The 25961-nt window shown below is 70.6% G+C and carries 26 protein-coding genes; 11 read left to right on the forward strand and 15 right to left on the reverse strand.

Annotated elements, in window-relative coordinates; translation table 11 throughout:
• The first annotated feature begins 68 nt into the window (after positions 1–68).
• A complete protein-coding gene (locus tag HNR02_RS20915; RefSeq protein ID WP_179774824.1) occupies positions 69–806 on the forward strand; it encodes a class I SAM-dependent DNA methyltransferase in 738 nt (245 codons plus the stop codon).
• Position 807: 1 nt separating this feature from the next.
• Here HNR02_RS20915 and HNR02_RS20920 read toward each other — a convergent pair whose 3' ends face one another.
• Positions 808–1032, reverse strand: coding sequence for a hypothetical protein (locus HNR02_RS20920; protein WP_179774825.1), 225 nt, complete (start codon positions 1030–1032; stop codon positions 808–810).
• A 181-nt stretch (positions 1033–1213) separates the two neighbouring features.
• On the opposite strand from HNR02_RS20920, the gene HNR02_RS20925 reads away from it, so the two are divergent.
• Positions 1214–2080 (forward strand): SMP-30/gluconolactonase/LRE family protein, encoded by an 867-nt coding sequence (locus HNR02_RS20925; protein WP_179774826.1) that lies wholly within the window; start codon positions 1214–1216, stop codon positions 2078–2080.
• 305 nt (positions 2081–2385) lie between these two features.
• A complete protein-coding gene (locus tag HNR02_RS20930) occupies positions 2386–3111 on the forward strand; it encodes a TSUP family transporter (RefSeq protein ID WP_179774827.1) in 726 nt (241 codons plus the stop codon).
• A 25-nt stretch (positions 3112–3136) separates the two neighbouring features.
• Here HNR02_RS20930 and HNR02_RS20935 read toward each other — a convergent pair whose 3' ends face one another.
• Positions 3137–3550, reverse strand: a complete 414-nt coding sequence (locus tag HNR02_RS20935) for an SRPBCC family protein (protein ID WP_179774828.1) — start codon at positions 3548–3550, stop codon at positions 3137–3139.
• Positions 3551–3583: 33 nt separating this feature from the next.
• Positions 3584–3952 carry a YchJ family protein gene (locus HNR02_RS20940; RefSeq protein WP_179774829.1) on the reverse strand — a complete coding sequence of 123 codons (369 nt, stop codon included), beginning with the start codon at positions 3950–3952 and terminating at the stop codon, positions 3584–3586.
• A 125-nt stretch (positions 3953–4077) separates the two neighbouring features.
• On the opposite strand from HNR02_RS20940, the gene HNR02_RS20945 reads away from it, so the two are divergent.
• The 3 genes from HNR02_RS20945 (at position 4078) to fcs (ending at position 7785) form a co-directional block, all read left to right on the forward strand.
• Complete coding sequence (locus HNR02_RS20945) at positions 4078–5277, forward strand: cytochrome P450 (RefSeq protein ID WP_312861075.1); 1200 nt, start codon at positions 4078–4080, stop codon at positions 5275–5277.
• 176 nt (positions 5278–5453) lie between these two features.
• On the forward strand, positions 5454–6317 hold the full coding sequence (locus HNR02_RS20950; RefSeq protein WP_179774830.1) for a p-hydroxycinnamoyl CoA hydratase/lyase: 864 nt from the start codon (positions 5454–5456) through the stop codon (positions 6315–6317).
• Positions 6318–6321: 4 nt separating this feature from the next.
• On the forward strand, positions 6322–7785 hold the full coding sequence (gene fcs / locus HNR02_RS20955; RefSeq protein ID WP_179774831.1) for a feruloyl-CoA synthase: 1464 nt from the start codon (positions 6322–6324) through the stop codon (positions 7783–7785).
• Here fcs and HNR02_RS20960 read toward each other — a convergent pair.
• A complete protein-coding gene (locus tag HNR02_RS20960) occupies positions 7776–8243 on the reverse strand; it encodes a MarR family winged helix-turn-helix transcriptional regulator (protein ID WP_312861076.1) in 468 nt (155 codons plus the stop codon). The two genes, fcs and HNR02_RS20960, sit on opposite strands and share 10 nt — an antisense overlap.
• 448 nt (positions 8244–8691) lie before the next feature.
• Here HNR02_RS20960 and HNR02_RS20965 point away from each other — a divergent pair, with 448 nt between their 5' ends.
• Positions 8692–9786, forward strand: a complete 1095-nt coding sequence (locus tag HNR02_RS20965; RefSeq protein WP_312861077.1) for a tryptophan dimethylallyltransferase family protein — start codon at positions 8692–8694, stop codon at positions 9784–9786.
• A 19-nt stretch (positions 9787–9805) separates the two neighbouring features.
• Positions 9806–11191, forward strand: coding sequence for a tryptophanase (locus HNR02_RS20970; protein ID WP_179774832.1), 1386 nt, complete (start codon positions 9806–9808; stop codon positions 11189–11191).
• A gap of 359 nt (positions 11192–11550) precedes the next feature.
• Here HNR02_RS20970 and HNR02_RS20975 read toward each other — a convergent pair whose 3' ends face one another.
• The 5 genes from HNR02_RS20975 to HNR02_RS20995 all read right to left on the reverse strand — a co-directional run bounded on the left by HNR02_RS20975 (position 11551) and on the right by HNR02_RS20995 (position 17767).
• Positions 11551–12150 (reverse strand): GTP-binding protein, encoded by a 600-nt coding sequence (locus HNR02_RS20975; protein WP_179774833.1) that lies wholly within the window; start codon positions 12148–12150, stop codon positions 11551–11553.
• On the reverse strand, positions 12131–12496 hold the full coding sequence (locus HNR02_RS20980; RefSeq protein WP_179774834.1) for a DUF742 domain-containing protein: 366 nt from the start codon (positions 12494–12496) through the stop codon (positions 12131–12133). Before HNR02_RS20980 ends, HNR02_RS20975 begins: the two co-directional genes overlap by 20 nt.
• The gene (locus tag HNR02_RS20985; RefSeq protein WP_179774835.1) at positions 12496–12921 is read right to left on the reverse strand and encodes a roadblock/LC7 domain-containing protein; all 426 of its coding nucleotides are present in this window, start codon (positions 12919–12921) and stop codon (positions 12496–12498) included. The genes HNR02_RS20980 and HNR02_RS20985 overlap by 1 nt, the downstream gene beginning before the upstream one ends.
• Positions 12922–12942: 21 nt before the next feature.
• The gene (locus HNR02_RS20990; protein WP_179774836.1) at positions 12943–15378 is read right to left on the reverse strand and encodes a sensor histidine kinase; all 2436 of its coding nucleotides are present in this window, start codon (positions 15376–15378) and stop codon (positions 12943–12945) included.
• A gap of 421 nt (positions 15379–15799) precedes the next feature.
• The gene (locus HNR02_RS20995) at positions 15800–17767 is read right to left on the reverse strand and encodes a phosphocholine-specific phospholipase C (protein ID WP_179774837.1); all 1968 of its coding nucleotides are present in this window, start codon (positions 17765–17767) and stop codon (positions 15800–15802) included.
• A 118-nt stretch (positions 17768–17885) separates the two neighbouring features.
• Between HNR02_RS20995 and HNR02_RS21000 the strand changes: the two genes are divergently transcribed.
• Positions 17886–18599 (forward strand): siderophore-interacting protein, encoded by a 714-nt coding sequence (locus HNR02_RS21000; RefSeq protein ID WP_179774838.1) that lies wholly within the window; start codon positions 17886–17888, stop codon positions 18597–18599.
• Positions 18600–18769: 170 nt separating this feature from the next.
• Here the strand turns inward: HNR02_RS21000 and HNR02_RS21005 are convergent, their stop codons facing one another.
• The 5 genes from HNR02_RS21005 to HNR02_RS21025 form a co-directional block, all read right to left on the reverse strand.
• Complete coding sequence (locus tag HNR02_RS21005) at positions 18770–19525, reverse strand: hydroxypyruvate isomerase family protein (protein WP_179774839.1); 756 nt, start codon at positions 19523–19525, stop codon at positions 18770–18772.
• A gap of 3 nt (positions 19526–19528) precedes the next feature.
• Positions 19529–21052: a long-chain-fatty-acid--CoA ligase gene (locus HNR02_RS21010; RefSeq protein WP_179774840.1), complete on the reverse strand. Its 1524-nt coding sequence runs from the start codon at positions 21050–21052 to the stop codon at positions 19529–19531.
• Between the two features lie 158 nt (positions 21053–21210).
• Positions 21211–21756 carry a GNAT family N-acetyltransferase gene (locus HNR02_RS21015; protein ID WP_179774841.1) on the reverse strand — a complete coding sequence of 182 codons (546 nt, stop codon included), beginning with the start codon at positions 21754–21756 and terminating at the stop codon, positions 21211–21213.
• Positions 21716–22168 (reverse strand): hypothetical protein, encoded by a 453-nt coding sequence (locus HNR02_RS21020; protein WP_179774842.1) that lies wholly within the window; start codon positions 22166–22168, stop codon positions 21716–21718. Before HNR02_RS21020 ends, HNR02_RS21015 begins: the two co-directional genes overlap by 41 nt.
• Before the next feature lie 110 nt (positions 22169–22278).
• Positions 22279–22728, reverse strand: a complete 450-nt coding sequence (locus HNR02_RS21025; protein WP_179774843.1) for a MarR family winged helix-turn-helix transcriptional regulator — start codon at positions 22726–22728, stop codon at positions 22279–22281.
• A 75-nt stretch (positions 22729–22803) separates the two neighbouring features.
• Here HNR02_RS21025 and HNR02_RS21030 point away from each other — a divergent pair, with 75 nt between their 5' ends.
• Both HNR02_RS21030 and HNR02_RS21035 read left to right on the forward strand, forming a co-directional pair.
• Positions 22804–23889 carry an epoxide hydrolase family protein gene (locus tag HNR02_RS21030; protein ID WP_179774844.1) on the forward strand — a complete coding sequence of 362 codons (1086 nt, stop codon included), beginning with the start codon at positions 22804–22806 and terminating at the stop codon, positions 23887–23889.
• A 309-nt stretch (positions 23890–24198) separates the two neighbouring features.
• Positions 24199–25230 (forward strand): phosphotransferase family protein, encoded by a 1032-nt coding sequence (locus tag HNR02_RS21035; protein WP_179774845.1) that lies wholly within the window; start codon positions 24199–24201, stop codon positions 25228–25230.
• A gap of 103 nt (positions 25231–25333) precedes the next feature.
• Here the strand turns inward: HNR02_RS21035 and HNR02_RS21040 are convergent, their stop codons facing one another.
• Positions 25334–25837 (reverse strand): universal stress protein, encoded by a 504-nt coding sequence (locus HNR02_RS21040; protein WP_312861078.1) that lies wholly within the window; start codon positions 25835–25837, stop codon positions 25334–25336.
• Between the last annotated feature and the right edge of the window lie 124 nt (positions 25838–25961).

Genomic DNA, 25961 nt, shown 5'->3' on the forward strand with positions numbered 1-25961 from the left:
CCGGTCGTGACCGGCGCGCGCCGGAAAAGGACGGGCTTTCCCGCGCGCGGGCGCGCTACCGTGCGGCGGTGGATGATCCGGACGGCTACTTCGGCGAGACCATCGCGGCGGGCTATGACGAGTCGTCGGCGGGGATGTTCGAGCCCGGGGTGGTGGAGCCCGCGGTCGGGTTCCTGGCCGGGCTCGCGCACGGCGGCCGCGCCCTCGAACTGGGCATCGGCACGGGGCGGATCGCGCTGCCGCTGGCCGCCCGCGGCGTCGAGGTGCACGGCATCGATCTGTCCCGCGCCATGATCGCCCGGCTGCGGGCCAAACCTGGCGGCGACGCGATTCCCGTGACCATCGGCGACTTCGCCACCACCACCGTGCCCGCGACCTTCTCCGTCGCCTACCTCGTCTACAACACGATCGCCAATGTGACCACGCAGGCCGGGCAGGTGGCGTGCTTCCGCACCGTCGCGGCCCACCTCGAACCCGGCGGCTGTTTCGTGATCGAGGTGGGCGTGCCCGACCTGCGGCGGCTCCCGCCAGGGCAGAACGTCCTGCCGTTCCGGGTGAGCCCGACGGGGTGGGCCTACGACGTGTACGACGTCGCCACGCAGGCGATGAGTTCGAACTACGTCGACGTCGCGGACGGCCGCGGGACGTTCTGGTCGGTCCCGTTCCGCTACGTGTGGCCCGCCGAACTCGACCTGATGGCGCAGCTGGCCGGTCTCCGTCTGCGGGAGCGGTGGGACGGCTGGACGCGCGAACCCTTCACCGGCGAGAGCCGGCAGCACGTTTCGGTGTGGGAGAAGCCGTTCTGAGTCACTCGCCGCGCATCGAGCGGCGGATTTCCTCCAATTTGTCCTTCGCGGCGCGGTCGCGGTCGGCCATCTTCTCCTCGAAGTCGCTCGCCTCCGGGGTTTCGCCTGCCAGTTCGGTGGAGCCGAGGGACGTCGCGTAGCGGTTTTCGATCCGGTCGCGCACGAAGTCGAAGCTGGGCACGCCGGACTCGGTGTAGTCGCCTTCCGGCGGGGTCGTCTCGGACATCAGGTCCCCTCTCGTCGGTTCGCCACCATTGTGCGCCCGGAAACTGTCGGGATCGCGGAGGCGGTCCACCACGGCGGTTGACCCCCGGTGGATCCCGTCGCCACGCCTTGAACGAGGGTCTAGCGCGACTCGCGAATTGAGATAAGCTCTTCGGCTAGTGAAACCTACCGAAGCAGGGGTCATGATCAGTTCCGAGCGGAGCCCAGTCCTGAACGAGGCCGAGGCGGTCACCAGCGCGGTCAGCGAGCTCGGCGAATCACCGCTGTGGGATCCGGCGGGAGTCCTGTACTGGGTCGACATCCCTGGGCAGCGGCTGCACAGCGTGACCCCGTCGGGATCCGGGGTTTCGGTCGAACTCGACGCGCGGGTGAGCGCGGTCGAGCTCGGGACCGGCGACGAGCTGCTGGCGGTCACCGAACGCGGACTTGCCCGGCTCGACCCGCGGTCGGGCCGCACCACGCCGATCATCGAGCTGCCACTGGAACCGGGCGCGCGCATGAACGACGCCGCGATCGATCCGCGTGGCCGGTGCTGGGCGGGCTCGGCCACCCACGACGACAGCCGCATCGGCGCCCTGTTCTGCGTCGCCGGGCGCAGCGTCGCGGTGCCGGTGCGTGGGCTGGGCATGTCCAACGGGCTGGACTGGTCCCCGGACGGCCTCGTCCTCTACCACGTCGACACCGCGGCAGGGGAGGTCTCGCAGTGGCGCTACCGGCCCGCGACCGGCGAGGTGTCGGGGCGCCGGGTCCTGCGTCATGTCCCGGCGAACGTGGGCCTGCCGGACGGGCTGACCGTCGACGCCGAGGGCTGCCTGTGGGTGGCGATCTGGGGAACGGGTCAGGTCTGGCGCCTCGACCCTGGCTCCGGGGAGCGGATTTCGACGGTCGACGTGCCCGCGGCGTGCCCGACGAGCTGTGCTTTCGGGGGCGAGCACCTGGACCGGCTGTACGTGACGAGCGCCCAGTGGGATGGCGACGGTGGACTGCTCTACCGCGCCGACGTGGGTGTCCGTGGCCTGCCTCCGCGCCGGTTCGTCGAGGGGTTCTGAGCCCGGGGCCCGGACGGCGGCGACGACACTCGGGGAGGTGTCGCGGCCAGGGACGGGAGCAGGGCGGTGGCGGCGGTCGAGACGGGGTCGCCGCCACCGTCGTGGCAGAACAGGGATCGAGCACCCGCACGGTTTCTCCACAATGGACCGGGCGCCCTCGCCGCAGGTCTGCCGTCGGTGATCGACGACGCGCGGGCGCGTAGTGTCGGGGTCATGGTCGACGAGGCGGTCGCCGCGGGCGCGAACAGCACCGAGCTCGCACCCGGCATCACCGGGTGCCACGAGGCCGCCGACCCGAAGTACGCGTGAGCACCGGCGCGACGATCCTGGTGGTGTGCGCCGTCCTGGCCGGAGCGCTCACGCAGCGGGCGACCGGTCTGGGGTTCGCGCTGGTGGCGGCCCCCTTCCTGGTCGTGATCGCGGGACCGGAGACCGGGGTGTCGCTCGGCAACACGCTCTCGGCGATGCTGTGCGCGGTCGTCCTGGCCCGCACCTGGCGGCACACCTGGTGGCGGCAGGCCGCCGCATTGGCGGTTCCCGCCGCGATCGCCGTTCCGCTGGGCGCGCTCGTCGTGCATTCCCTGCCCGCCGGACCGCTGCTCGTCCTGGTGGGGGCGATGGGCATGGCCGCGGTCGCGATGGTGGTGGTGAGCGGGCGGCGGTCCCCGCTGCGGGGTCGCGCCGGGCTGGTCACCGCCGGTTCGCTGTCCGGGTTCATGAACGTGACCGCCGGTGTGGGCGGCCCGATGGTGACCGCCTACGCGCTGTCCCAGGGCTGGTCGCGTGAGGTCTTCGTGCCGACCGTGCAGGTCTACCTGCTGTTCCTGAACGTGGTGTCGGTGGCGACGAAGGGACTGCCCGTGCTGGCGCCGGGCGAGTGGGCTCTGTGTTCCGGCGCGCTGCTCGTCGGCGTGGTCGCCGGGGAGCTGGTCAACCGCCGCCTGACCCCCGAAGCCGGGCGGCGGTTCATCATCGCGGTCGCGCTCGCCGGTGGCGCGGCGGCCGTCATCCGCGGCGCCGTCGAATGGTGAGCCGAACGGCCCGTCCCCGCGCCGCTCAGCCCGCGGACACCAGGTTCGCCAGCTTGGACAGCGACTCGTCCAACCGGTGTTCGACGTCCTCCGCGGCGGCGCCGCCGTGGTTGGCTGGCTGGTCGCCGTGAAAGGACAGGTGCAGCGTGGCGTAGCTGGCGCCGCCATCGGCGGAGGACACCTGCAACCATCCGCTGTAGTCGGCGCTGCCGCGGCGGCCCCACTCGAGCCGCAGCTGTTCACGGCGCGCGCCCAGCACGCCGGGTGCCTCGTACTCGCCCGCGGGATCGTGCACGTCGACGTCCATGCCCTCCGGCTCGTCCGGGTGCACGGTGATCACGCCGGGCAGCCACTCGCCGAGCCTGCCGGTGTCGGCCGCCACGGCGAACACCCGCTCGGCCGGTGCGGGCATTTCACGTTCGCGTTCGAACTCGGTCATGCCCCGCGGGCTACCCGTCGCGGACCGATCTACTCACCGCGCCCCGGTGTACACCCACTGTCCGTCCAGGCGGGTGAACTCGCTGTCCTCGTGCAGCGAGCCCGGGCCGTCGGGAGTCCGGTAGTGCGCCCGGAACTCCACGGTGCCGGTCGTGTGGAACGGGCTCCCGCCGGTCGTGGCGAGCACGTCCAGTCGCGTCCAGCGCTGCCGCGGATCGAGCCGAACCACGGGCGGGCGCGTGTCCGGGTGCCAGCTGCGCAGCAGGTAGTCCTCGTCGCCCACGGCGAACGCGCTGAACCTCGACCGCATCAACCGTTCGGCCGTCGGTGCCGGGGACTCACCCCGGTGCAGCGGCGCGCAGCAGTTCTCGTACGTCTCACCCGATCCGCAGGGACACCTCATGTCCCCGATTCTCCCCGTCCCGTTCCACGGCGGCGACGCTAGGCCGGACGGAGGCATTTCCTTGTGCCGACCTGGAAGTTGTGGACTCATAGGATCGCGTGGAACCCCGTCCGTTGAGGAGTGCCGTGAGCCAGGAAACCATGAGCTCGGCGCGCGAACGCGCCCGCAGCTTCGATCACCTCGATCCCGCCGTGGCCGACACGGTGCACGAGGCGCTGGGGGAGTTCCGGCGGGGATGCCCGGTGGCGCACAGCGAGGCGCACGGCGGAATGTTCGTGGTGACCCGGTACGACGACCTCAGGCACGTCGCCGAGAACGGGCAGATCTTCTCCTCCGCCGCGGAGGTCGGCGCGGTGGTGGTCGCCCCGGAAACCGGCGGGGTGATCGCGCCGCTGTTCGAGCAGGACCTGGCCGAGCACGCGGCCTGGCGGAAGCACCTGCAGTCGTTCTTCACGCCCCGGGCCGCGGCCCGGCACACCGGCTACGTGCGGCGGGTCGCGGCCGAGGTGGTGGCCGAGCTGCGGCCGCGTGGCCGGGCCGATCTCGTACCGGACCTGTGCGCGCGGATCCCGCCGCTCGTGATCGCCTCGCTGATGGGCATCCCGGAGCCGGAACGGCCCGTGCTCGCCTCGCTCGTGCGCCGCCTGGCCGGTGCGGAGAGCGAGGAGGAGGCCGCCCCGGTGGGCCAGGAGTACACCGGTTTCCTGCTCGACCAGATCCGTTCCCGGCGCGGCGCCGACGGTGACGACGTGCTGACCTCGGTGGTCAACAGCGAGATCGGCGGGAAGCCCGCCGGGGACTACGAACTGCTCAAGTTCGCGTTCCTGCTGGTGGCCGCGGGCAATCTGACCACGACCGACCAGCTGGCCAGCATCCTGCTCGAACTGGCGCGGGACGGCGAGCTGCGCGCCCGCGTGGTGGCCGATCGCGGCCTGATCCCGCAACTGGTGGAGGAAAGCGTCCGGCACGAGTCCGCGGTGGCGGCCACCGGCCGGACCGTGGTCGCCGAAACCGAGCTGGCCGGGGTGCCGCTGCAACCGGGCGACCGCATGCTGCTGACCTGGGGTTCGGGCAACCGCGACGAGCGCCATTTCCCGGACGGCGACGAGTTCCGGCTGGGCAGGCCACGGCGGCCGCACCTGGGCTGGGGAGCCGGCGCGCACCGGTGCCTCGGCCTGCACGTGGCACGGGTCGAGCTGCGGGTGATCCTCGAGGAACTGCTGGCCGCCATCCCGGACTTCACGCTGCCGGACGGATTCGTGCCGCGCCGCACCTACGGCGTGATCCGCGGCGTCCGCGCGCTCCCGGTGACCTGGCCGGTGTGAGCGAACGCGCCACCCGGCACCGCGAGCCGAGCCAAGACCGGCCCAGACCTCCCCCGCCCCTCATCCTCAGCGACTGAAACCCTCCACGGGGAGGGGCGGAGTGGTCGCTGCCGCTTGACTCCGTCGCTGCGCGCTTGCTATTCCTATATCAGGAACCCTGATATAAAGGAGTGTGGATGAGCACGGTGGCCGGCAATGGGCGGGTTCGTACCGAGCCCTGGGGTGACACGGTGCTGGTGGAGTTCGACGAGGGCATCGCCTGGGTCACGCTCAACCGGCCGGACAAGCGCAATGCCATGAACCCGGCCCTGAACGACGAGATGGTGCGTGTGCTGGACCACCTGGAGGGCGACGATCGCTGCCGGGTGCTGGTGCTCACCGGCGCGGGCGAGTCGTTCTCGGCGGGCATGGACCTCAAGGAGTACTTCCGCGAGGTCGACGCCACCGGCAGCACCGCGGTGCAGATCAGGGTGCGCCGGGCCAGCGCGGAGTGGCAGTGGAAGCGCCTCGCGAACTGGAGCAAGCCGACGATCGCGATGGTCAACGGCTGGTGTTTCGGCGGTGCGTTCACTCCGCTGGTCGCCTGCGATCTGGCCTTCGCCGACGAGGCGGCACAGTTCGGGTTGTCCGAGGTGAACTGGGGCATCCCGCCGGGCGGCGTGGTCAGCCGGGCGCTCGCGGCGACCGTGCCGCAGCGGGACGCGCTGTTTCACATCATGACCGGTGAGCCGTTCGACGGTCGTCGTGCGGCGCAGATGCGGCTGGTGAACGAGGCGCTGCCGGCGGCACGGCTGCGGGAGCGCACGCGCGAGGTCGCGCTGAAGCTGGCCTCGATGAACCAGGTGATCCTGCACGCGGCCAAGACCGGGTACAAGATCGCCCAGGAGATGCCGTGGGAGCAGGCCGAGGACTACCTCTACGCCAAACTCGACCAGTCCCAGTTCGCGGACAAGGCGGGCGCCCGCGCCAAGGGGCTGACCCAGTTCCTCGACGACAAGACCTACCGTCCCGGCCTGAGCGCGTTCGATCCGGAGAAGTAGCGGCGTGCGCAACCAGGGGCTGGGCTCCTGGCCGGTGCGCCGCGCCAGGATGAGCCCGCACGCGATCGCGGTCCGGCACGACGGGACCGCGCTGACGTATGCGGAACTGTCGCGGCGGGTGGCGCGGCTGGCGCACGGGCTGCGCGGCGCCGGGATCCGTCCCGGCGACCGCGTCGCCTACCTCGGGCCGAACCATCCGGCGTACCTGGAGACCCTGTTCGCGTGCGGGCAGGCGGGCGCGGTGTTCGTGCCGCTCAACTTCCGGCTCGGCGTACCGGAACTGGATTACGCGCTGGCCGACTCCGGCGCGACGGTGCTGATCCACACGCCGGAGTACGCCGAAACCGCCGCGGCCGTCTCGGCGCGGTTGCGGCGCGTACCGGCGGGTGAGCTGGACGCGACCGACGACGAACCGCTCGACCTGCCCGTCGGCCGCGACGACGTGTGCCTGCTGATGTACACCTCGGGCAGTACGGGACGGCCCAAGGCCGCGATGCTGACCCACGGGAACCTGACGTGGAACAGCATCAACGTCCTGGTCGAGACCGACCTCGCGGGCGACGAACGGGCCCTGGTCGCGGCGCCGCTGTTCCACGCCGCCGCGCTCGGCATGATCTGCCTGCCGACCCTGCTCAAGGGCGGCACGGTCATCCTGCACTCGTCGTTCGACCCCGGCGCCGTGTTGTCCACTGTGGAGCACGAGCGGGTGACGCTGGTGTTCGGCGTGCCCACGATGTACCAGGCGATCGCGGCGCATCCCTCGTGGGAGACGGCTGACCTGTCGAGCATACGGACCCTGCTGTGCGGCGGGGCGCCGGTGCCCGCGGACACGATCCGCCGCTACCTCGACCGCGGTCTTGCCTTCGTGCAGGGCTACGGCATGACCGAGGCCGCGCCGGGCGTGCTGTTCCTGGACCGGGCCCACGCCGGGGAGAAGGTGGGCTCGGCCGGGGTACCGTCGTTCTTCACCGATGTCCGGGTGGTCGGACCCGGCGGCGAACCAGTGCCGGCGGGGGAGGAGGGCGAGATCGTCGTCAGCGGGCCCAACGTCATGACGGGCTACTGGAACCGGCCGGACGCGACGGCCGACGTTCTGCGGGACGGCTGGTTCCACTCCGGCGACGTGGCCACGGTGGACGATGACGGCTACTACCACGTCGTCGACCGGCTCAAGGACATGATCATCTCCGGTGGCGAGAACATCTACCCCGCCGAGGTGGAGAACGAGCTGTACGCGCACCCCGCCGTGCGGGCCTGCGCGGTGATCGGCGTGCCGGACCGGAAATGGGGCGAGGTCGGCAAGGCGATCGTGGTCGCCGACGGGGTCACCGGGGACGAGCTGCTGGCCTACCTGCGGACGCGACTGGCCTCCTACAAGATCCCGAAGTCGGTCGAGTTCACCGACCACCTCCCCGCGACCGGTTCCGGGAAGATCCGCAAGGCGGAGGTCCGCCGCCGTTACGGCTGACTCGTGCGGCGCGCCTGCGAGAGGGCCGCGAGCGCGGCGACACCGCGCTCCAGGCCCTCCCGGAAGGTGTTCTGCTCCGACGGGCCGAGACCGGCCAGCAGCTCGTGCTCCAGCTCCCGCACGGCGGGCGCGCACCTGTCGAGCAGCTCCTCGCCCGCCTCGGTCAGGGTCGCCACCAGCACCCGCTTGTTGCCCTCCTGTGCCTGGCGCTCGATCAGGCCGCGCTTCTCCAGCGCCAGCACCATCTCGTGCATCGTCTGCGGCCGCAGGAACGACCGGCGGGCCAGCTGCGCCGAGGACAGGCCACCCCGGCCACGCAACACGCTCAGCGCCGTGTACTGCAGAGTAGTGAGCCCGAGCGGGCGCAGCGCGTCGTCCATCAACGCGCGGATCACCAGCTCCAGCCGTTTGACCAGGTAGAGGGTCAGTGGCCGGGCGTCCTCGGGCTCGCTGCTCACGCCGTCATGATGGCACGCGCGTTCACCGGGCTCCGGGGGGAGCGGTCCGGAGGCTGTTCCCGGGCTCCCGTGACACTCCGCTGAACAGGTGAACAGCGTTCTACCCGGCTGGGCGCTTCCGGCCCCCCGCCGAACGGCGGTTCCCGCGATGCTCCTTCGGGTCTACTGTGGACACTCTGGCGGGGATCTCCGCGGTGGCGGCACGGTAAGCGTTTTCGCAGCTAGTGCCGCACGTGGTTCGCCGTGGCGGCGGTCGTTTCCGCATGCATCGATCGTGAAAATCCGTGGGGGAGAAGCGTTTTCCGGTGTCGCGCCACCCCTGACGGGGCGTGCGGCCAAGATCACCCCGACAGCGGTACGTCTCGCGGGAAAGATGACGTTATGTTGGTCGGCGGTCTGCCCCCCGCCTAGTCGAGCTGTGACCGCTCGCCAGACCGTCGGAGTGAGCGTGAACGTCCCTGTGACCCTTTTCGACCATGCCCGTGATCAGCTCAGAAATCTGTGCCAGGTGGCGGGTTTCGCCGACGAAGACGAAGCCCCCGCCACCGTCCTGCGCGAACTCCTCGGCGCGGCGGGCCGCCGCCCGCTGACCGCGCCACCAGTGTGGCTTTCGGACGTCGCCGACGACGCGACGCCCGTGGAGTTCTCGCTCGCCTTCGACGCCAGTGGCGAGCGCGCGGTGCGGATCCTCGGTGAGACTATCCCGGAAAACCCCGGTCCCGCAGCCAACATCGAGGCCGCGAAGCGCTTTCTCACCCACATGGCGCAGCGCTACGCCGTGAACCTCGATCGTTTCCGCGCGGTCGAGGATCTGTTCCTCACCGAACGTCCACAGGGGAAGTTCGCACTGTGGTTCTCGCTGATCCTGCGCCCCGGACGTGTGCCCGCCCTGAAGGTCTACTTCAACCCGCTCGTACGTGGCGACCAGGCCGCGCGGGGACTGGTCGCGGAAGCGCTGCGCCGACTGGGGTTGCGTGACGCCTACGACACGGTCGAGCGTTACGCGCTGTGCCGAGGCGCCGCGGACAAGTTCTCGTTCTTCGCGCTGGACCTCGACGACGGTCCGCTGTCGAGGGTCAAGCTCTACGTCTCCCACGACTCCGGCGACTCATCCACGGTCGAACGCGCCGCGACCGCGGTGGACGGCGTGGACCCGCTGGCGCTGCGGGAGTTCCTCACGCTCGCGGGTGGCGGCACCGGCCCGTTCGCGGGCAGACCGCTGGTGTCGAGCTACTCGTTCGTCGAGGCGGACTCCGGCCGGCCCGGCAACTACAGCCTCTACCTCCCGGTCCGCGACTACGTCCCGGACGACGAGGTGGCGCGTGCGCAGGCGCTGGCCCACCTGGAACGGGCCGGAGTGCCCGCCGCGGAACTGGACCGGGCCATCGGTGCGATGACGAGCCGCCCGCTGAGCGAGGGGGTGGGCCTGGTCGCGCACCTGTCGCTGCGTCTCGGCCGGTTCGGGTCCGGGACCACGGTATATCTTTCGTCGGAGGCATACGGCGTGACACCGTCACGGGCGAGGGCCGCCGCCGCGTTGTGAGCAGGAGGAAGAGGAGCAGATGAAGTCGTTCCCGCCGTACCGGGTCCAGGTTGTCAAGGAGATACCGATCACCACCCGGCAGGAGCGGGAGGAAGCGCTTTCCCTGGCCGGGTACAACATGTTCGATCTGCCCGCGAACAAGGTCACCATCGACCTGCTGACCGACTCGGGCACCGGCGCGGTGAGCGCGGCACAGGAGGCGGGCGCGGCCGCGGCCGACCGGTCCTACGCCGGATCCGATTCCTGGTACCGGTTCCGGCAGGCCCTGGAGGACGTGACCTCGTTCCCGCATCTGTTCCCCGTCCACCAGGGACGCGCGGCGGAGCGGGTCCTGTTCACCACGGCGTTGAAGCCGGGGCAGATCTCGCTGTCCAACACGCACTTCGACACGACTCGCGCGAACGTCGAACTCGCCGGCGCCGAGGCACGGGACCTGCCGTGCGCCGAGGCCGCCGACCTGGACAGCCGGGAGCCGTTCAAGGGTGACATCGACCTCGCCGCGCTCGAAGACACGCTGGCGGGCCCGGACGGCCCGCGGGTCGGCCAGGTGCTCATCACGATCACCAACAACGGTGGCGGTGGGCAGCCGGTGTCGATGGCCAACCTCAAGGCCGTGCGGGCGTTGTGCGACCGGTTCCGCGTACCGTTCTTCCTGGACGCGGCCCGGTTCGCGGAGAACTCGTGGCTGGTGACGCAGCGGGAAGAGGGCTACGCGGACAAGACGCCCACGCAGGTCGCGCAGGAGACGTTCGCGCTCGCCGACGGTTTCGTGGCCAGCCTCAAGAAGGACGCGATCTCCCCGATGGGCGCGGCGATCGGCGTGCGCGACACCCGCCTGGCCAAGCAGGTCGAGGCGATCCTCATCGCGACCGAGGGTTTCCGCACCTACGGCGGCATGGGCGCGCACGACCTGGAACGCGTCGCCCAGGGCCTGCGGGAGGTCCTGGACCCGCACTACCTGCGCAACCGCGCGGAGGAGACGGCGCACTTCGCCCGGCTGATCAACGAGGCCGGAGTGGACATCGTGCAGCCGGCCGGTGTCCACGGCCTCTACCTGAACGCCGGGCGCCTGCTCCCGCACCTGCCCCCGCGCGGTTTCCCCGGCCACGCGCTCGCGTGCGAACTGTACCTGGCGGGCGGCATCCGGTGCGCCGAACTGGGGTCCCTGTACCTGGGCACGTTCGACGAGTCGCATGAGCTGGTGAGCCCGGCGCCGTTCGAGCTGGTCCGGCTGGCGATTCCGCGACGGACGTATACGCTGGCGCACCTGGAGTATGTGGCGGATGTGCTCGGGGCGATTGCGAAGAATCCGGAGCGGGTGCCGGAGTACCGGGTGACCTACGCGCCGGAGTTGTTGCGGCACTTCAACCTGAAGCTGCGGCAGGTGCCCCGGTCGGGTTCGTAGCCGCTACGCGGGTTTCCCAGGCGTCGGCTTCGCTTCGCTACGCCCCGATGGGGCCGCCCCGATTTGTGATCGTTTCTCCGGCCGAGCAGGCGGTGTCAAGGCGGGAAAGAGTGCCTTGACTCCGCCTGATCGTCCGCAGAACTGGGCTGGGGATCGGGGTGCGGGGGAGGGCTGGGCGGCCCGGTGGCTGGGATGCGTTGCCGGGTTTCGGTGTGGGTGGGGCGGCGGGTGCGCGAATGCAGCACGCGCTTGCGGGCGAGTCCCACCTTCCGGGCCGCGAGTTCTGCGTTCGCGTTGGCGAGTTCTGCAAAAGGGCCACCTCGCGTGCGAGGTGGCCCATGCTGGCAAACGGCGGGATATCAGGCCCGCGTCAGCTCCGGCTCGGCGGGGAGCTTGCTCATCGCGTAGCGCACGAGGCGGATGAGCGCCAGCTTGCTCGACTCACGGGAACGTGCGTCGAAGAACATCACCGGGATGCCGGGGGAGATGGCGAGCGCCTTGCGGATCTCGTCCTCGTCGTAGTCGTCGGAGTCCTCGAAACAGTTCACCGCCACGATGAACGGGATCTTGCGTCGTTCGAAGAAGTCGATCGCCGCGAAGCTGGAGTCCAGCCGGCGCGTGTCGACGAGCACGACGGTGCCGATGGCGCCGAGCGCGAGCTCGTCCCACATGAACCAGAACCGGTCCTGCCCCGGCGTGCCGAACAAGTACAGCACGGTCTGCGGCGAGATGGTGATGCGGCCGAAGTCCAGCGCGACCGTCGTGGTGGTCTTGCGTTCGACACCGGTGAGATCGTCCACGCCGGTGCTGGCCTCCGTCATCACCTCCTCGGTGGACAGCGGGACGATCTCGGACACCGACGCGACCATGGTGGTCTTGCCGGCGCCGAAACCGCCCGCGATCACGATCTTGACCGGCGTCGGGATGACAGCCTGGTCTTCAGAGCCTGTTGAGGCCATCGAGCACCGCCTGGAGTAGTTCGCGATCGGGGGCCACGGTCTGCTGGGTGGGCGAACGGACGATGACGGCGCCCCGTTCGATCAGATCGCTGCACAGCACCTTGACCACGGCGAGGGGGACCTTGACGTACACGGCAATTTCGGCGACCGACAGCGGCCGCTGGCACAGCTCGAGGATCGTCAGGTGTTCCGGGGTGAGGCCGATCGGATCGTGCTTGCCCCGGATCACCATCACCTGCGTGGCGACGTCGAGCTTGATGTCGACCGACGGGATCCGGCCGCGCGTGATGGCGTACGGCCGGATCAGCGGCCCGGCTGCTTCGTCGTACCACTGGTCGTCCGCCATCAGTTGTGCTCCGGAACGAACCTCGCGGCATCCCGGGGAGCCGAGGTCATGTAGTCGCCGACGCGCTTGACCAGACGGCTCATCTCGTACGCGATCATCTCCACGTCGACGGTCTCCTCGGCGAGAATCGCCAGGCACGCGCCCTGGCCGGCCGCGCACACGAAGAGGTAGCCCTCCGCCATCTCGATGAGGGTCTGCAGGACCGGGCCGCGCCGGAAGTGCTTGCTGGCGCCCTTGGCCAGGCTCTGCAGGCTGGACGCGATCGCCGACAGCTGGTCCGAATCGTCCTTCGACAGGTTCGCGGACTTGCCCATCAGCAGCCCGTCGGCCGAGAGCACCACGGCGTGCTGCGCCCCGACGACCCGGTCAACGGTGTCGTCGAGCAGCCAGTTCAGGTCGACCTTGGAATTCTCGTTCTCGTTCATCGATGAGGTTCGACTTCCCTCTCAGTCGGTGGTGGGCCGGGGGGTTTCCGGGGTGTCCGCGTCGCGCCCGCGGCGGGTTCCCTTGTGGAACGCCGAAAGCGTGCTGCGGGTACGTCCGGAGAACTCGTGGTAGTCGGTGGCGTCGGACTCGGGGTCGTCGCGGAGCTGGGCGACGAGGTTCTGCTGCGGTTCGCGCTGCGGCAGCGGTGCCCGTGGTCGCTTGGGACGCGGCGACGGCGCCGGGGCGGGCACGTCGTCGGGCTCCACGACGGAGATCGTCTGCACACCGGTGACCTCGTTGGCCGTCTCCGGTTCGGGTTCGGCGTGCCTGCCCGACGGGATCTCCGCCGGGGCGCGCCGCACTGGTTCGGGGGAACCGTTGTTGTCGTGTCGTCGTCCCATACCGTTCGTGCCGGCCGTGCGGCCGGTCTCCTCCAGCTCGTGCGAGTCGTCCCCGGACATCGCGCCGGCACCGGGGAACTCCGGATCGGCGTTCTCGGCGACCTGGTCCCCGGTGGCGAGCAGGGTCGTCGGTATCAGGATGGTGGCGCGGGTGCCACCGTAGCGCGACGAGTCGAACATGACCTTGAGCCCGAGCCGCGCCGCCAGGCGCGCGACCACGAACAGGCCCAGGCTGGAGTCGGCCTTGAGCGCCATCGCGTCGAACTCGGGTGGCTCCGACATCATCCGGTTGGCCCACTCGCGCACGTCGTCCTTCATGCCCAGCCCCTGGTCGGCGACGTCGACGACGACACCGCGGGCGACCAGGGTGGAGGTCATGTGGACCTGCGACCCGGGCGGGGAGAACGTCGTGGCGTTGTCCACCAGCTCGGCGACCAGGTGGATCGTGTCGGCGACCGCGGACCCGATGATCGCGACCTGCGGAACGTTTTCCACCTCGACGCGGGAGTAGTGCTCGGTCTCCGACACCGCGGCCCGCAGCACGTCCATCAGCCACACCGGCTTGCGCCAGCGGCGGCCCGGCTGCTTGCCGCCGAGGATGATCAGGTTCTCGGTGGTGCGGCGGGCGCGGGTGGCGAGGTGGTCGAGCTGGAACAGGCCCTTGAGCTGCTCCGGGTTCTCCTCGCGGCTCTCCATCCGGTCCAGGATCTGCAGCTGGCGGTGCACCAGGCCCTGGTTGCGGTGGGCGATACCGAGGAACACGTTGTTGACACCGCTGCGGGCCTTGGCCTCGCTCGCGGCGGCCTGGACGGCGGTCAGCTGAGCGATGTTGAACGCCTCGGCCACCTGCCCGATCTCGTCCTTGCCGTGGTCCAGCCGGGGCAGCTCGCCGCCGATGTCGACGGAGTCCCCTTCCTTGAGGCGGCCGACGATACTGGGCAGCCGGGTGCGTGCCAGCTCCAGCGAGTCGTTGCGCAGGCGTTCGAGGCGGGTCATCAGGGTCCGGTCGACCAGCGTGCGGGACACACGGATGGCCACCCAGATCGAGGCGACGGCCGCGAGCAGGGCGACCACACTGCCGATGATCACGGTCCACAGGTTGACGTTGCCCTTGTCCAGCGCCGCGCCGGAGGCCAGTTCGGACTGCTCGACGGTGAGGCCGATCAGCTGGGTCGACACCTGCGTGGTGAGATCGCGCCAGTCGTTCTCCTGCACGGTCAGGCCGCCGGAGTTCTCGCGGAAGGTGCCCGGCCCGTGCGAGATGATCACGTTTTCGGCGGCGGCGAGCCGCTGCCACTCGTCGCTCGTGGTGAGCGCGCGGTAGCGTTCACCGGCCTCGGGGGCCATGTAGCTGGCGATCTTCGCGAGCTGGGTGCGGTAGCTGCCGACGAGCTGCGCGAACTGCAGGTGGTCGTTCGGGGCCATCTGGCCCGCGGCGAAGGCACTGGAGACCAGCGAGGCCGCCCGCGACATCTGGTCGGAGGCGCGGAAGATGTCCACCGACGTCATACCGCCCTGGGTGGACTCGGCGTCCGGCACCAGCCGGGCCTGCGAGTCGAACAGGTCGGTCGAGGTGTCCAGCAGCCGGTTGTAGAAGTCGTTGACCTGCTCCTTGGAGATGGTGCGCAGGTTGATCTCCGCGCGGATCACCGGGAGCTGGTCGAGGCTCGACTCCACCTGGTTCATCCGCTGCCCGATCTCGTCGGGTACGAGGCTCTTCACGTCGGTCAGCGCGGCGCGCAGGCCGGTCAGCGACTTGTCGATCGACTGCTGCTGCGCCTGCAGGTCACGCAGGCCCACCTGGGGGCGTTCGAGGTAGACCAGGGACAGCTGGCGTTCCTGCTGGACGGCGCCGAGCGCGGTGACGGCGGGGATCGAGACGTCCTGCACGGAGGAGGCCACGGTGCGGACGTAGATCGCGTCGACCAGGAAGTAGCCGGAACCCGCGATCCACATCACCAGCAGTGCGATACTGGGGATCAGAACGGTTCCGGTCAGGCGCTTTCGGATCGACTGGTGGTGGCCTTCGCCTGACTTCTCTTCTTTGTTTTTCACGACGCTCCACGAAATCCTGGGGACCGGGACGAAGACGGCGACGGCACCGCAGAGCAGTACTCAACCACCCCTGTCAAGCGCTGGAAGCCGACGGATGCCGACCCGGCGGCTCGCGGGTTCTTCTCACGCTGCGTCACAGTCGCCGATCACTCGATAGATGCTCTGGTCGAAGTGAAATCATGGCCTACGCCGTTGCTCCGCGGCCCGCGACCCCCCGGTTACTGTGCGCAAACGCCGCTCCCGCAGGTTGCGGCGACGGCCTGGCCCCCGAAAGCGCTTTCCTCGCTGCGGCGGCGACACGCAGCGAAATCCCGTGCGGAACTCACCCGGAAGGCGTGACGCGGCCGGGTTCTCCGACATCACGACGAAGCCGCTCCACGGGCGCGAGGAAGAACGCCCCTGGAGCGGCTCGTGAACGGGGTCAGACGCCCAGCGCGGGGTCGGTCCGCGTGATCCGGCCGGTCTCCACGTGCCCGGCCAGCTGCCGGACGACGCCGTCGCCGGTGACCGTCACGTCGTACCAGCCGTCGGTGGTCCTCGCGTGGTGCACGGTGGACGCGCCCGCCCGCAGCCGGTAGGTCTTCTCGCGGTCGCCGTAGGCGCTGGTGACGGTCAGCCGCACCGCGGACTTGGCGGTGAGGACCAGCTCGACCTGGCCGCCGGCGGTACGGGCGGACACCTCGGCCGCGTCACCGGCGAAGCGGCGGAAGAACCCGTTCGGTCCGTGGACCGCGACCTCCGACGACACCGGCCACTCGTCGGTCAGCCGTTTCCCGGCGCCGACCGTGTAGCCGCGGGGCCCGTCGGCGGAGGTGACGTGGAAGTGCGCGCCCGCCTCGCCGTGGTTGGCGAAGGTCAGCCGCAGCGCACCGCCGGAGGCCGAGCCGTCCACCGTCAGGTCGTAGGGCAGCGGCAGGGCGGCGCGCTGCCCGCGCTCCTGGGACGGCAGGGCGGGATCGGCCGGGGGAACGGGCACGTAGTCGGGGTGCCGGTCGCGGTCGGGCGGGTAGTAGCCTGCCGTACCGGGCAGTCCGGGCACCGCGTGGTCGGGCCGGGAGAAGTCGAACGCCGCGGTCAGATCACCGCAGACCTCGCGGCGCCACGGCGAGATGTTGGGCTCCCCGACCCCGAACCGCCGTTCCAGGAACCGCACGATCGAGGTGTGGTCGAACACCTGCGAGCACACCCGGCCGCCCGTGCTCCACGGCGACACCACCAGCATCGGCACGCGCTGGCCCAGACCGTAGGGCTCGCCGTCCAGCAGCTCGCCGCCGGTGTCCACAGTGGATTTGCCGGGCAGGCCGGTGGCAGGCGGGGACGGGGGCACCAGGTGGTCGAAGAACCCGTCGTTCTCGTCGTAGGTGATGAACAGCGCGGTCCTGCTCCACACGTCCGGGTCCGCGGTGAGCGCGTCCAGGACCTGCGCGATGTACCAGGCGCCGTAGTTGGCAGGCCAGTTCGGGTGCTCGGTGAAGGCTTCGGGGGCGCAGATCCACGACACAGCGGGCAGGTTGCCCGCCTTGACGTCGGCGGTGAGGACGTCGAACAACCCGTCACCGTTCTTGGCGTTCGTGCCGGTGCGCGCCTTTTCGTAGAGCGGGTCGCCCGGTTGTGCGTTGCGGTAGTTGTCGAAGTACAGCAACGAGTTGTCGCCGTAGTTGCCGCGGTAGGCGTCCTCGATCCAGCCCCAGCTGTGCGCGGCGTCGAGCCCGTCGCCGACGTCCTGGTAGATCTTCCACGACACGCCGGCCTTCTCCAGCCGCTCGGGGTAGGTCGTCCAGCCGTACCCGGCTTCGTCGTTGTCGATGACCGGCCCGCCGCCGGTGCCGTCGTTGCCCGTGTAGCCGCTCCACATGTAGTAGCGGTTCGGGTCGGTGGGACCGACGAGCGAGCAGTGGTACGCGTCGCAGATCGTGAACGCGTCAGCAAGCGCGTAGTGGAAGGGGATGTCCTCGCGCGTCAGGTACGCCATCGTGGTCGAGGTCTTCGCCGGGATCCAGCCGTCGTAGCGGCCCTGGTGCCAGGCCCGGTGACCGCCGTCCCAGCTGTGGTCGAGGTCCTGCAGGAACTGCAGCCCCAGATCGCGCACTTCGGGCCGGAACGGCAGCACCTCGCGCGCGCCGTCCGGCTGGTGCCACACGGATTTCCCGCTCGGCAACGTCACCGGGTGCGGATCGCCGAACCCGCGCACCCCGCGCAGCGCGCCGAAGTAGTGGTCGAACGACCGGTTCTCCTGCATGAGGACGACGACGTGCTCGACGTCGCGCAGGGTGCCGGTGCGGTGGTTCGCGGGAATGGCCGCGGCGCGGGCGATGCTCGGGGCGAGCGCGGACAGGGCGGCGGATCCGCCCGCCAGCTGCAGGAACCCGCGACGGTTCAGGGCTGTCATGCCGGCCAGTCTGATCTCGCCCAGGGGACGGGAAGCGTCGCCACGGCGACCAGACGGCGAACACTTGACTCCCCGAGCAGTACGAGGTAAGCCTTACCTAACTAACGGGAGGTGGGCTTTGAGCCGCTTCGAGAAGATCGTCCTGAATGCCTTGCGGGCGCCCACGTACCGGCTCGAAGTGAGCAAGGTGGACGACGTCGGCTCGCGCTACCGGAGCATCCGGTTCAGCGCCCCCGAGTTGCTCGCCGCGCAGGAGACCCCGCCGACGTTCTGGTTGCGACTGTGGATTCCCGTGGACGGCGAGGAGTACCAGCGCGCCTACACGGTGACGGAGGTGCGGCGCGACGAGGGTACGTTCGCGTGCCTGTTCAAACTGCACGACGGCGACGGGGTCGCGGTGGAGTGGGCGCGGGCGGCGGAACCGGGCCAGGCCCTGCGCGCGACGGTGTACGGCCCGAAGCGCTTCGCGGTCCCCGCACCGGCGCCGGCCGGGTACCTGCTGGTCGGCGACCCGTGCTCGCTCCCCGCGATCAACGACATCCTCCGCACGCTGCCGGATTCCGTGCCGGCGAAGGTGGTCCTCGTCGAGGACCACGACGGCCTGTCCGTGGCGGGCGGCGAGGTGCACTGGTGCGCGACCCCGGCCGAGGTCACCGCGGCGCTGGGCGAGCTGGGCCGCCTGGAGGGCTGGCACGCCTGGGTGGCGACCGAGAGCGGTTTGACACGCGAGGTGCGTGGCGTGGTGCAGGAGGCTTTGGGGGTGCGCAAACAGGACATCACCGCGCAGGGGTACTGGACCAGGGGCCGGGCGATGGGCCGCGCCCGCCGCTGACCCCCCGCTCCCGGCAAACACGCCGCCCGGAGCAGCAAACACGCCGCCCGGAGCGGCCAACTCGCCGCCCGGAGCGGCAAACACGGCGGTGCGTCGGCGTGTTTGCTGTCTGGGGCGGCGTGTTGGCCGTCGGGGGCACTGTGTTGGCTGTTGGTGCACGCTCGGCGGGGTCAGTGTGCGGGGAGCCAGCCGAAACTGTCCGCGCTGGAGCCGGTGGGCGAGTACTCCAGCCCGACCCACCCGTCGTACCCGGTGGCGGCGAGGCGGTCCAGCCACCCCGCCACATCGAGCGTCCCCGTGCCCGGTTGGTGGCGGCCGGGCGCGTCGGCCACCTGCACGTGCCCGATCCGCTCCAGGAGCGGTGACCTGAGGAGCGCGCCGAGATCGTCGCCGTTGACGCCGAGGTGATAGACGTCCGCGAGAAGCGCGATGTCGCCCGCGCCGACCTCGTCAGCCAGCGCCAGGGCGTCGGCGGCGCGCAGCAGCGGGTAGTCCGGCGCGCCGGACAGCGGTTCGAGCAGCACGGTGTCCAGGCGCTGCGCGGCGTAGGCGAGGTTGTCCAGCAGAACCTCCCGCGAAGCGCCGGTCCGGTTGCCGGGCAGCACGTTGAACAACCGGCACCCCAGCCGTGCCGCGACCCCCGCCGCGACGTCCACCCCGTCCCGGAACTCCTGCGTCCGCCCGGCGAACCCGGCCAGGCCCCGCTCGCCCGCGGCCAGGTCCCCGTGCGGAACGTTCAGCGACACCAGTTCCACTCCGGCGTCGGCGACCGAGCGGACGAACCGCTCGACCTCGCGATCACCCGGCACGCCCGCGAACGGCCACCACGACTCGACACCCGTGAAGCCCGCCGAGGCGGCCGCCGCGGGACGGCGTTCCGGCTCCAGCTCGGTGAACAGGATCGAGATGTTGACGTCGAATCGCACGCCTCATCCTCGCAGACGGGCGCGCAGCTCCAGTTTGGCGATCTTGCCCGTGGCACCCTTCGGCAGCTCGTCGACGATCCGCACGCGCCGCGGGTACTTGTAGGCCGCGATGCGTTCCTTCGCCCACGCGACGATCTCCTCCGGCTCGGCCGACGCGCCGGGCTTGAGCGACACCACCGCGACGACCTCCTCGCCGAGCCGCTCGTCCGGCTCCCCGATCACGGCCGCCTCGCCGATCGCCGGGTGCCGGTAGAGCAGCTCCTCGACCTCCCGCGGGTAGACGTTGAACCCGCCTCGGATCACCAGGTCCTTCTTGCGGTCGACGACGAACACGAACCCGTCGGCGTCGACGTAGCCGAGATCGCCGGTGTGGAACCAGCCGCCGCGGAAGGCTTCCGCCGTCTCCCGCGGCCGCTTGTAGTAGCCCTTGGTGATGTTGTGCCCGCGCAGGACGATTTCGCCGACCTGCCCGGACGGCAGCGGCTGGTCCGTTTCGTCGACGATCCGCAACTGCACGCCCCAGAGGGGCTTGCCGATCGAGAGGATCTTGCGGTTGTCCGCGCCCGGGTTGACCGTCGTGGTCGACGCCGACTCGGACAGGCCGTAGCCCTCAAGAACCGGGATCCCGTACTTGTCCTCGAACCGCCGCAGCACCTCCTCGGGGATCGCCGCGCCACCCGAGCTGCCGATCCGGAGGCTGCTGGTGTCGTAGCCGGTGGTGTCGGCGTAGGCCAGCGCGTGGTACATCGTCGGCACGCCTGCCATGATCGTGACCCGGTCGCGCTGGATCGCCTCCAGCACCGCGGGCACCTCGAACCGCGGCACCACCGAGACGGTGCGGCCGTGCCGGGCGGAGGCGTTGAGGATGCTGGACAGCCCGTAGACGTGGAAGAACGGCAGCACGGCGAGCGCGACGTCCTCGGGTTCCGCGCCGAAGCGCTCGCTGCCGAGCGTGCACGTCATGTAGAGCTGGAAGTGCGACAGCTCGGCACCCTTCGGGCGGCCGGTGGTGCCGCTGGTGTAGAGGAGCACGGCCGTGTCGTCGGCGGCGCCCGGGAAGAGATCGCGGTCGTCCGCGGGCTCCAGCAGCGCCGGGAACGCCAGCGTCCCCTCCGGCCAGGCGCCGGTGTCGAGGTCTCCGACGACCACCGCGTGCACGCCGGTCAGCTCCTTGAGCGCGGCGGACACCTCGACGGCGCCCGCGGCATGGGCGATGATCATCCGCGCGTCGGAGTCGTCCAGGTGGTAGGCGATCTCACCCGCCTTGAGCAGCGGGTTCAGCGGCACCATCGTCAGGCCCGCCTTGAGGATCCCGAAGTAGGCCACGACGAACTCGGGCACGTTGGCGAGCTGCACGGCGACCTTGTCCCCGGGATGCAGGCCGCGTTTCCGCAGCGCGACGGCGACCCGGCCGGATCGCTCGTCCACCTCGGCGTAGGTCATCGCCCCCGACGGGAACCGCAGGAAGTCCTTGCCCGGCGTTGCCGTCGCGGACTCCCGCAGCATGATCGCCAGGTTGAAGCTCATCCCTGTCCGCCCTTCCGAACGTGGTTCTGCCTTTCGGGTCCGGACCGTGCTGAAATGCCCGGTTTTCCCGTGGGTCGATATGCGACACAACAGAATCCCGTTCGGTTTTGCGGCGACGTCGACCCGTCAGCCAGTTAAGCGCGTGCTTACCTGACCGGTCAAGCCCCCGACGGGTCCGCGAGGTCGCCCGGGCGGATGCGGTAGACCTGCAGGCGCAGGTCGTAATACTTGGTCGTCTCGCCGACCCACTGCATGCCCAGCCGCTGCGCCGTCGCGATGGCCCGGAGGTTGTTCGGCCGCGCGACGGCGAACAGTTCGTCGGTGTCCTGGGTGAACGCCCACTCGATCAGCGCCTGGCTGCCTTCGGTGGCGTACCCCTCACCCCACGCGCCAGGGTGCAGCTGCCAGCTCAGCTCGAGGTCCTCGTCGAACGGCGGGAGCAGGCGGATGCCCAGACCGCCGATCACCTGACCGTCCTCCCGGCGCTCCATGGCCCAGCGGCCGCGCGGGGGCGGGAGGTTCGGCTGGGCCTCGTGCCACGCCTGCAACACCGAGCGCATCGCGGCTTCGTCGCCGACCCGGTCCATGGCCGGGGTCAGCCAGTGTGTGACCTCTTCCGCGCCGTAGATCGCGAGCGCGGCCTCGGCGTCGTCAACCGTCCAGTCACGGATGACCAGCCGGTCGGTGATCAGGGGCGACTCCATGGGTAGACGCTACGTGAAGTGCGGCCGGAGCGGCAGCCGTCAGCGGCAGATGCGCCCAGAGGGCTGCATTCCCGCCGTCACCGCTACGCCCCCAGAGCGCCGCGCAGGTGGTCAGGACGTGCAGGCCGGTGCCGAAGCCGGTGTCCGCGGCGGGCAGCTCGATTCCGGGGGCGGACAGTGAGACGCGGAGCCAGTCCGCCCGCGTGCCCTCGCGCAGGAGGCGGATCGTGGCGGGCAGGCGTCCCTGGTCGTGGGCCGCGCTGGCCAGGGCGTCGGCGACGAGGAGGGCGTCGGTGATCGTCGCCACGTCACAGTCGTGCAGGAAGGCCGCCGCGGACACCCTGAGGGTGCGGACGTCCCACGGGTGGGACAGCACTCTCTGCAGTGCGGTGTCGGTCCAGAAGTCGGTCACGCGGGCTCCTTCCGCTGTCTGCTCAACGGTCGGGAAGGACTACCCCGGCGCACGGTGCGCAAACCGGACCTGCTGTGACAGTGGTCGCAGCACGCGGCTTCGCTGTCCGGTCACGCGCCCTGGTGGTGACGCAGGACCCGTTCGAGCAGGGTGGTCAGCTGTTCCCGCTCGGCGGTGCTGAGGGGGGCGAGCAGGTCGTCCTGGATGCGGTCGATCTGCCTGCCGAGCTTCTTGAGCTGGCGACGGCCGGCCGGGGTGATCGTGATGATGTTGCGCCGCCGGTCGTCCGGGTCGGGCGTCCGGCTCACCAGGTCGTGCTCGGCCAGCTCGTTAATCGCCGCCACCAGATCGGAGAGGTGGATCGCGCTGCGGCGCCCGAGCGTGGCCTGGCTCGCCGGACCGGATTCGTCGAGCGCGGCCAGCAGGCGGTAGTGGTGGCCGCGGCCGCCGATCTCCGCGAGGCGTTCGCTGACGAGCCGGTGCGCATGCTGCGCGGTCTGGGTGATCAGCCAGCTGGGCAGCGTCCGGAGACGCTGCGGTCCCGCGGTCGTCTTGTCCATGCACGGAGTGTAGCCGATCCGTTCGGTCATCGAATCATTTGACGAACTAACGTTTGTCCGACTAACGTTTAGGGCATGACCGAGAAGCCTTTCCGCATCGACACCCCCCAGGCGGCCCTGGACGACCTCGCCGCCCGGCTGGACCGCGTCCGCTGGCCTGACGAGCTGCCCGGAGCCGGGTGGGACTACGGCATTCCGCTGGCCCGGGTCCAGGAACTGGCGCGGCGCTGGCGCGACGGGTTCGACTGGCGGGCGCAGGAGTCCGCGCTCAACGCCCTCCCGCAGTTCACCGACGAGATCGACGGCCAGACGGTGCACTATGTGCACGTGCGCTCGTCGTCGGCGGACGCCCTGCCGCTGGTGCTGACCCACGGGTGGCCGGGGTCCTTCCTGGAGTTCCTCGACGTGGTCGAACCGCTGTCCCGGGATTTCCACCTGGTGATCCCGTCCATCCCCGGCTTCGGGTTCTCCGGCCGCACCACCGAGCGGGGCTGGGACATCGCTCGGGTGGCGCGGGCGTGGGCCGAGCTGATGCACCGCCTCGGCTACGAGCGCTACGGCGCCCAGGGCGGTGACTTCGGGTCGGGGATCGCGCGGATGGTCGGCCAGGTCGCGCCGGAACACGTCGTCGGCGTGCACCTGAACTACCTGCCCACGCTGCCCCCGCCGGGCGGCATCGACGGACTGTCCGAAGAGGACCAGGACCGGCTCGACCGCACGGTCGCCTTCGCCGCGCAGCGGCCCGGGTACCAGGTTCTGCAGAGCACCACTCCCCAGACCATCGCCTACGCCCTCACCGATTCGCCGACCGGGCAGCTGGCCTGGATCGCCGAGAGGTTCGCGAAGTGGACCGACCCGGCTTCGCGAATCCCCGACGACCGGTTGCTGACCGACGTGACGCTGTACTGGCTCACGGGCACGGCGGGCTCCTCGGCGCGGCTGGCGAAGGAAAGCTCCTACGGCGGCTTCCAGCGCTGCCCGGTGCCTGCCGGAGTGGCGGTGTTCGCGCACGACATCCTGCAATCGGTGCGCCCGGTCGCCGAAGGATTCCTCGACATCCGCCACTGGAGCGAGTTCGACCGCGGAGGCCACTTCGCGGCGATGGAGGTGCCGGACCTGTTCGCGGAGGACGTGCGGAAGTTCTTCAGCGCGGTGGGCTGATTCCGGGGGTGCCGGTGAGGGGCGCTGTTGGCGGGGGAGTGTACTGGATCCGCGGTGTGAGGCTGGGGTTGTCAGCATCGGGGTGGGTGCAGGGTTCAAGACTCGGGGCGGAACCCGTTTGCGGAGCGGCTGAACGGTCTTGGGGCCGGTACCGGATGGCGCGTGGGGCTTGCTGGTCCACGGTTGCGCGTGTCGTGGCCGGTCGTCGAAGGGGCCGTCCAGTCGCGAGTTCCTCCGCGTGGTGGGCGGAGTCTTCCGTTGCCGCGGGTGCTTCTGCCATGTTGCCTTCGGCAGGAAGGAGGGCCCCGGATGCTGTCGTCGGGCGAGCTGGAGGCCCTGGGCGCGTGGATGGACGCACAGGGACTGCCGGGCGGGCCGATCGAGGACCTGGTGCCGCTGGCCGGTGGCACCCAGAACGTGATGCTCTCCTTCCGTCGCGGCGGACGCGCGTTCGTCCTGCGCAGCGGGCCGCGGCACCGGCGGGCACGCAGCAACGACGTGCTGCGTCGGGAGATGCGGGTGCTGGACGCGCTGTCCGGCACCGCGGTTCCGCACCCGGCGCTGATCGCGGCGTGCCCGGGGGAGTCGGTCCTGCCCGGTGCGGTGTTCTACCTCATGGAGCCCGTCGACGGCTTCAACGCCACCGTCGAGCTGCCCGAACCGCACGCGTCGCGGCCCGGTTTGCGGCACGCCATGGGTCTCGCGATGGCCGACGCGCTCGCGACGCTGGCGGAGGTCGATCACGAGGCGGTCGGTCTCGGCGATTTCGGGCGGCCACAGGGTTTCCTGGAGCGCCAGGTGCCGCGGTGGCTCGCGGAACTGGACTCCTACGCCGGCCACGACGGCTATCCCGGACCGGATATCCCGGGCGTGGAGGCGGTCGCCGACTGGCTGGGCGAGCACGTCCCGGCCCGGTGGTCCCCTGGCATCCTCCACGGGGACTACCACCTGGCGAACGTGATGTTCTCCCGGTCGAACGCCACCGTCGCCGCGATCGTGGACTGGGAGATGAGCACGATCGGTGACCCGCTCCTCGACCTCGGCTGGCTGCTCGCCACGTGGCCGGGCACCCGGCCGATGCTCGGGTGGGGCGGCCTGGCGACCGCGGGCGGCCTCGCCCGCGAGGACGAGATCGTGGCCCGCTACGCGTCACGCTCCGGCCGCGACACCTCGTCGATCACCTGGTACGCGGTGCTGGCGTGCTTCAAACTCGGCATCGTGCTGGAGGGCACCCATGCCCGGGCGCGCGCGGGCCAGGCGCCCCGGAACGTCGGGAACCGCCTCCATGCCGCGACGCTGAGCCTGTTCGAGCAGGCGCTGGACCGTATCGCGCGGGCGTGAGGGCGCGGGGCCGGGTTCGGCTCGGCCTCGGGGCTGAGGCTGGGTTCGGGGGTGGGGGCTCCTGGGTGGGTCGGGCTGTCGCGCGGGCAGGCGCGGGTGGCGTTCAGGGCACGACGGTCACCGGCCAGAGGCCCGCCTTCATGAGGCGGTTCGCGACCGAGCCGACGATCCGGTGCCCCTTGCTTTCCGACGTGCCGACCACCACGAGGTCGGCGTGCAGCTCGACCGCCGCGCGACGGAGTTCGGCGTAGGCGTCCCCGCGGCGGACGATGAACGTGACCGGCATCTGCGCCTCGTCCGCGAGTGCACGGATCGGCTTGCGCATCTCGTCGATGATCGCCTCGTAGGACTGCTCCTGCGCGGCGGCGAGGTAACCCGTCGCGATGCCCGTCCACGCCGACGGCGCCAGCACGTAGACCAGTACCAGCCTCGACCGCTGCCGTCGCGCGAGCCCGGCCGCGTACGCGCCCGCCCGCAACGCGCTGGGCGAGCCGTCGACTCCCGCCAGCACCACGTGCGGCCCGTCGGTGCCCCGCTCGAACCGTCCCGGCGACCAAGCCGGACCGTACTCCTCCACCAGTTGCCCGCTGGCCCGCTCCGCACCCACGAACCGCATTATGTGGCACCGGCCGCTCCGGGTGCGGGCGCCCGCCGCGACTTTGGTACGAATGACGTCTACGCCGACAGGAGGAACGAAGTCGTGGGCAAGCCCGACCCCGTGCGCGCGGCCG

This window comes from Amycolatopsis endophytica (assembly GCF_013410405.1).
Classification (GTDB): domain Bacteria; phylum Actinomycetota; class Actinomycetes; order Mycobacteriales; family Pseudonocardiaceae; genus Amycolatopsis_E; species Amycolatopsis_E endophytica.

Excerpts from the sequence above, each read along its gene's own strand:
- HNR02_RS20920 (WP_179774825.1), bottom strand. The coding sequence starts at position 1,032 with ATGTCCGAGACGACCCCGCCGGAAGGCGACTACACCGAGTCCGGCGTG.
- HNR02_RS20925 (WP_179774826.1), top strand. The coding sequence starts at position 1,214 with ATGATCAGTTCCGAGCGGAGCCCAGTCCTGAACGAGGCCGAGGCGGTC.
- HNR02_RS20935 (WP_179774828.1), bottom strand. The coding sequence starts at position 3,550 with ATGACCGAGTTCGAACGCGAACGTGAAATGCCCGCACCGGCCGAGCGG.
- HNR02_RS20940 (WP_179774829.1), bottom strand. The coding sequence starts at position 3,952 with ATGAGGTGTCCCTGCGGATCGGGTGAGACGTACGAGAACTGCTGCGCG.
- HNR02_RS20950 (WP_179774830.1), top strand. The coding sequence starts at position 5,454 with ATGAGCACGGTGGCCGGCAATGGGCGGGTTCGTACCGAGCCCTGGGGT.
- HNR02_RS20970 (WP_179774832.1), top strand. The coding sequence starts at position 9,806 with ATGAAGTCGTTCCCGCCGTACCGGGTCCAGGTTGTCAAGGAGATACCG.
- HNR02_RS20975 (WP_179774833.1), bottom strand. The coding sequence starts at position 12,150 with ATGGCCTCAACAGGCTCTGAAGACCAGGCTGTCATCCCGACGCCGGTC.
- HNR02_RS20980 (WP_179774834.1), bottom strand. The coding sequence starts at position 12,496 with ATGGCGGACGACCAGTGGTACGACGAAGCAGCCGGGCCGCTGATCCGG.
- HNR02_RS20985 (WP_179774835.1), bottom strand. The coding sequence starts at position 12,921 with ATGAACGAGAACGAGAATTCCAAGGTCGACCTGAACTGGCTGCTCGAC.
- HNR02_RS20995 (WP_179774837.1), bottom strand. The coding sequence starts at position 17,767 with ATGACAGCCCTGAACCGTCGCGGGTTCCTGCAGCTGGCGGGCGGATCC.
- HNR02_RS21010 (WP_179774840.1), bottom strand. The coding sequence starts at position 21,052 with ATGAGCTTCAACCTGGCGATCATGCTGCGGGAGTCCGCGACGGCAACG.
- HNR02_RS21015 (WP_179774841.1), bottom strand. The coding sequence starts at position 21,756 with ATGGAGTCGCCCCTGATCACCGACCGGCTGGTCATCCGTGACTGGACG.
- HNR02_RS21025 (WP_179774843.1), bottom strand. The coding sequence starts at position 22,728 with ATGGACAAGACGACCGCGGGACCGCAGCGTCTCCGGACGCTGCCCAGC.
- HNR02_RS21030 (WP_179774844.1), top strand. The coding sequence starts at position 22,804 with ATGACCGAGAAGCCTTTCCGCATCGACACCCCCCAGGCGGCCCTGGAC.
- HNR02_RS21035 (WP_179774845.1), top strand. The coding sequence starts at position 24,199 with ATGCTGTCGTCGGGCGAGCTGGAGGCCCTGGGCGCGTGGATGGACGCA.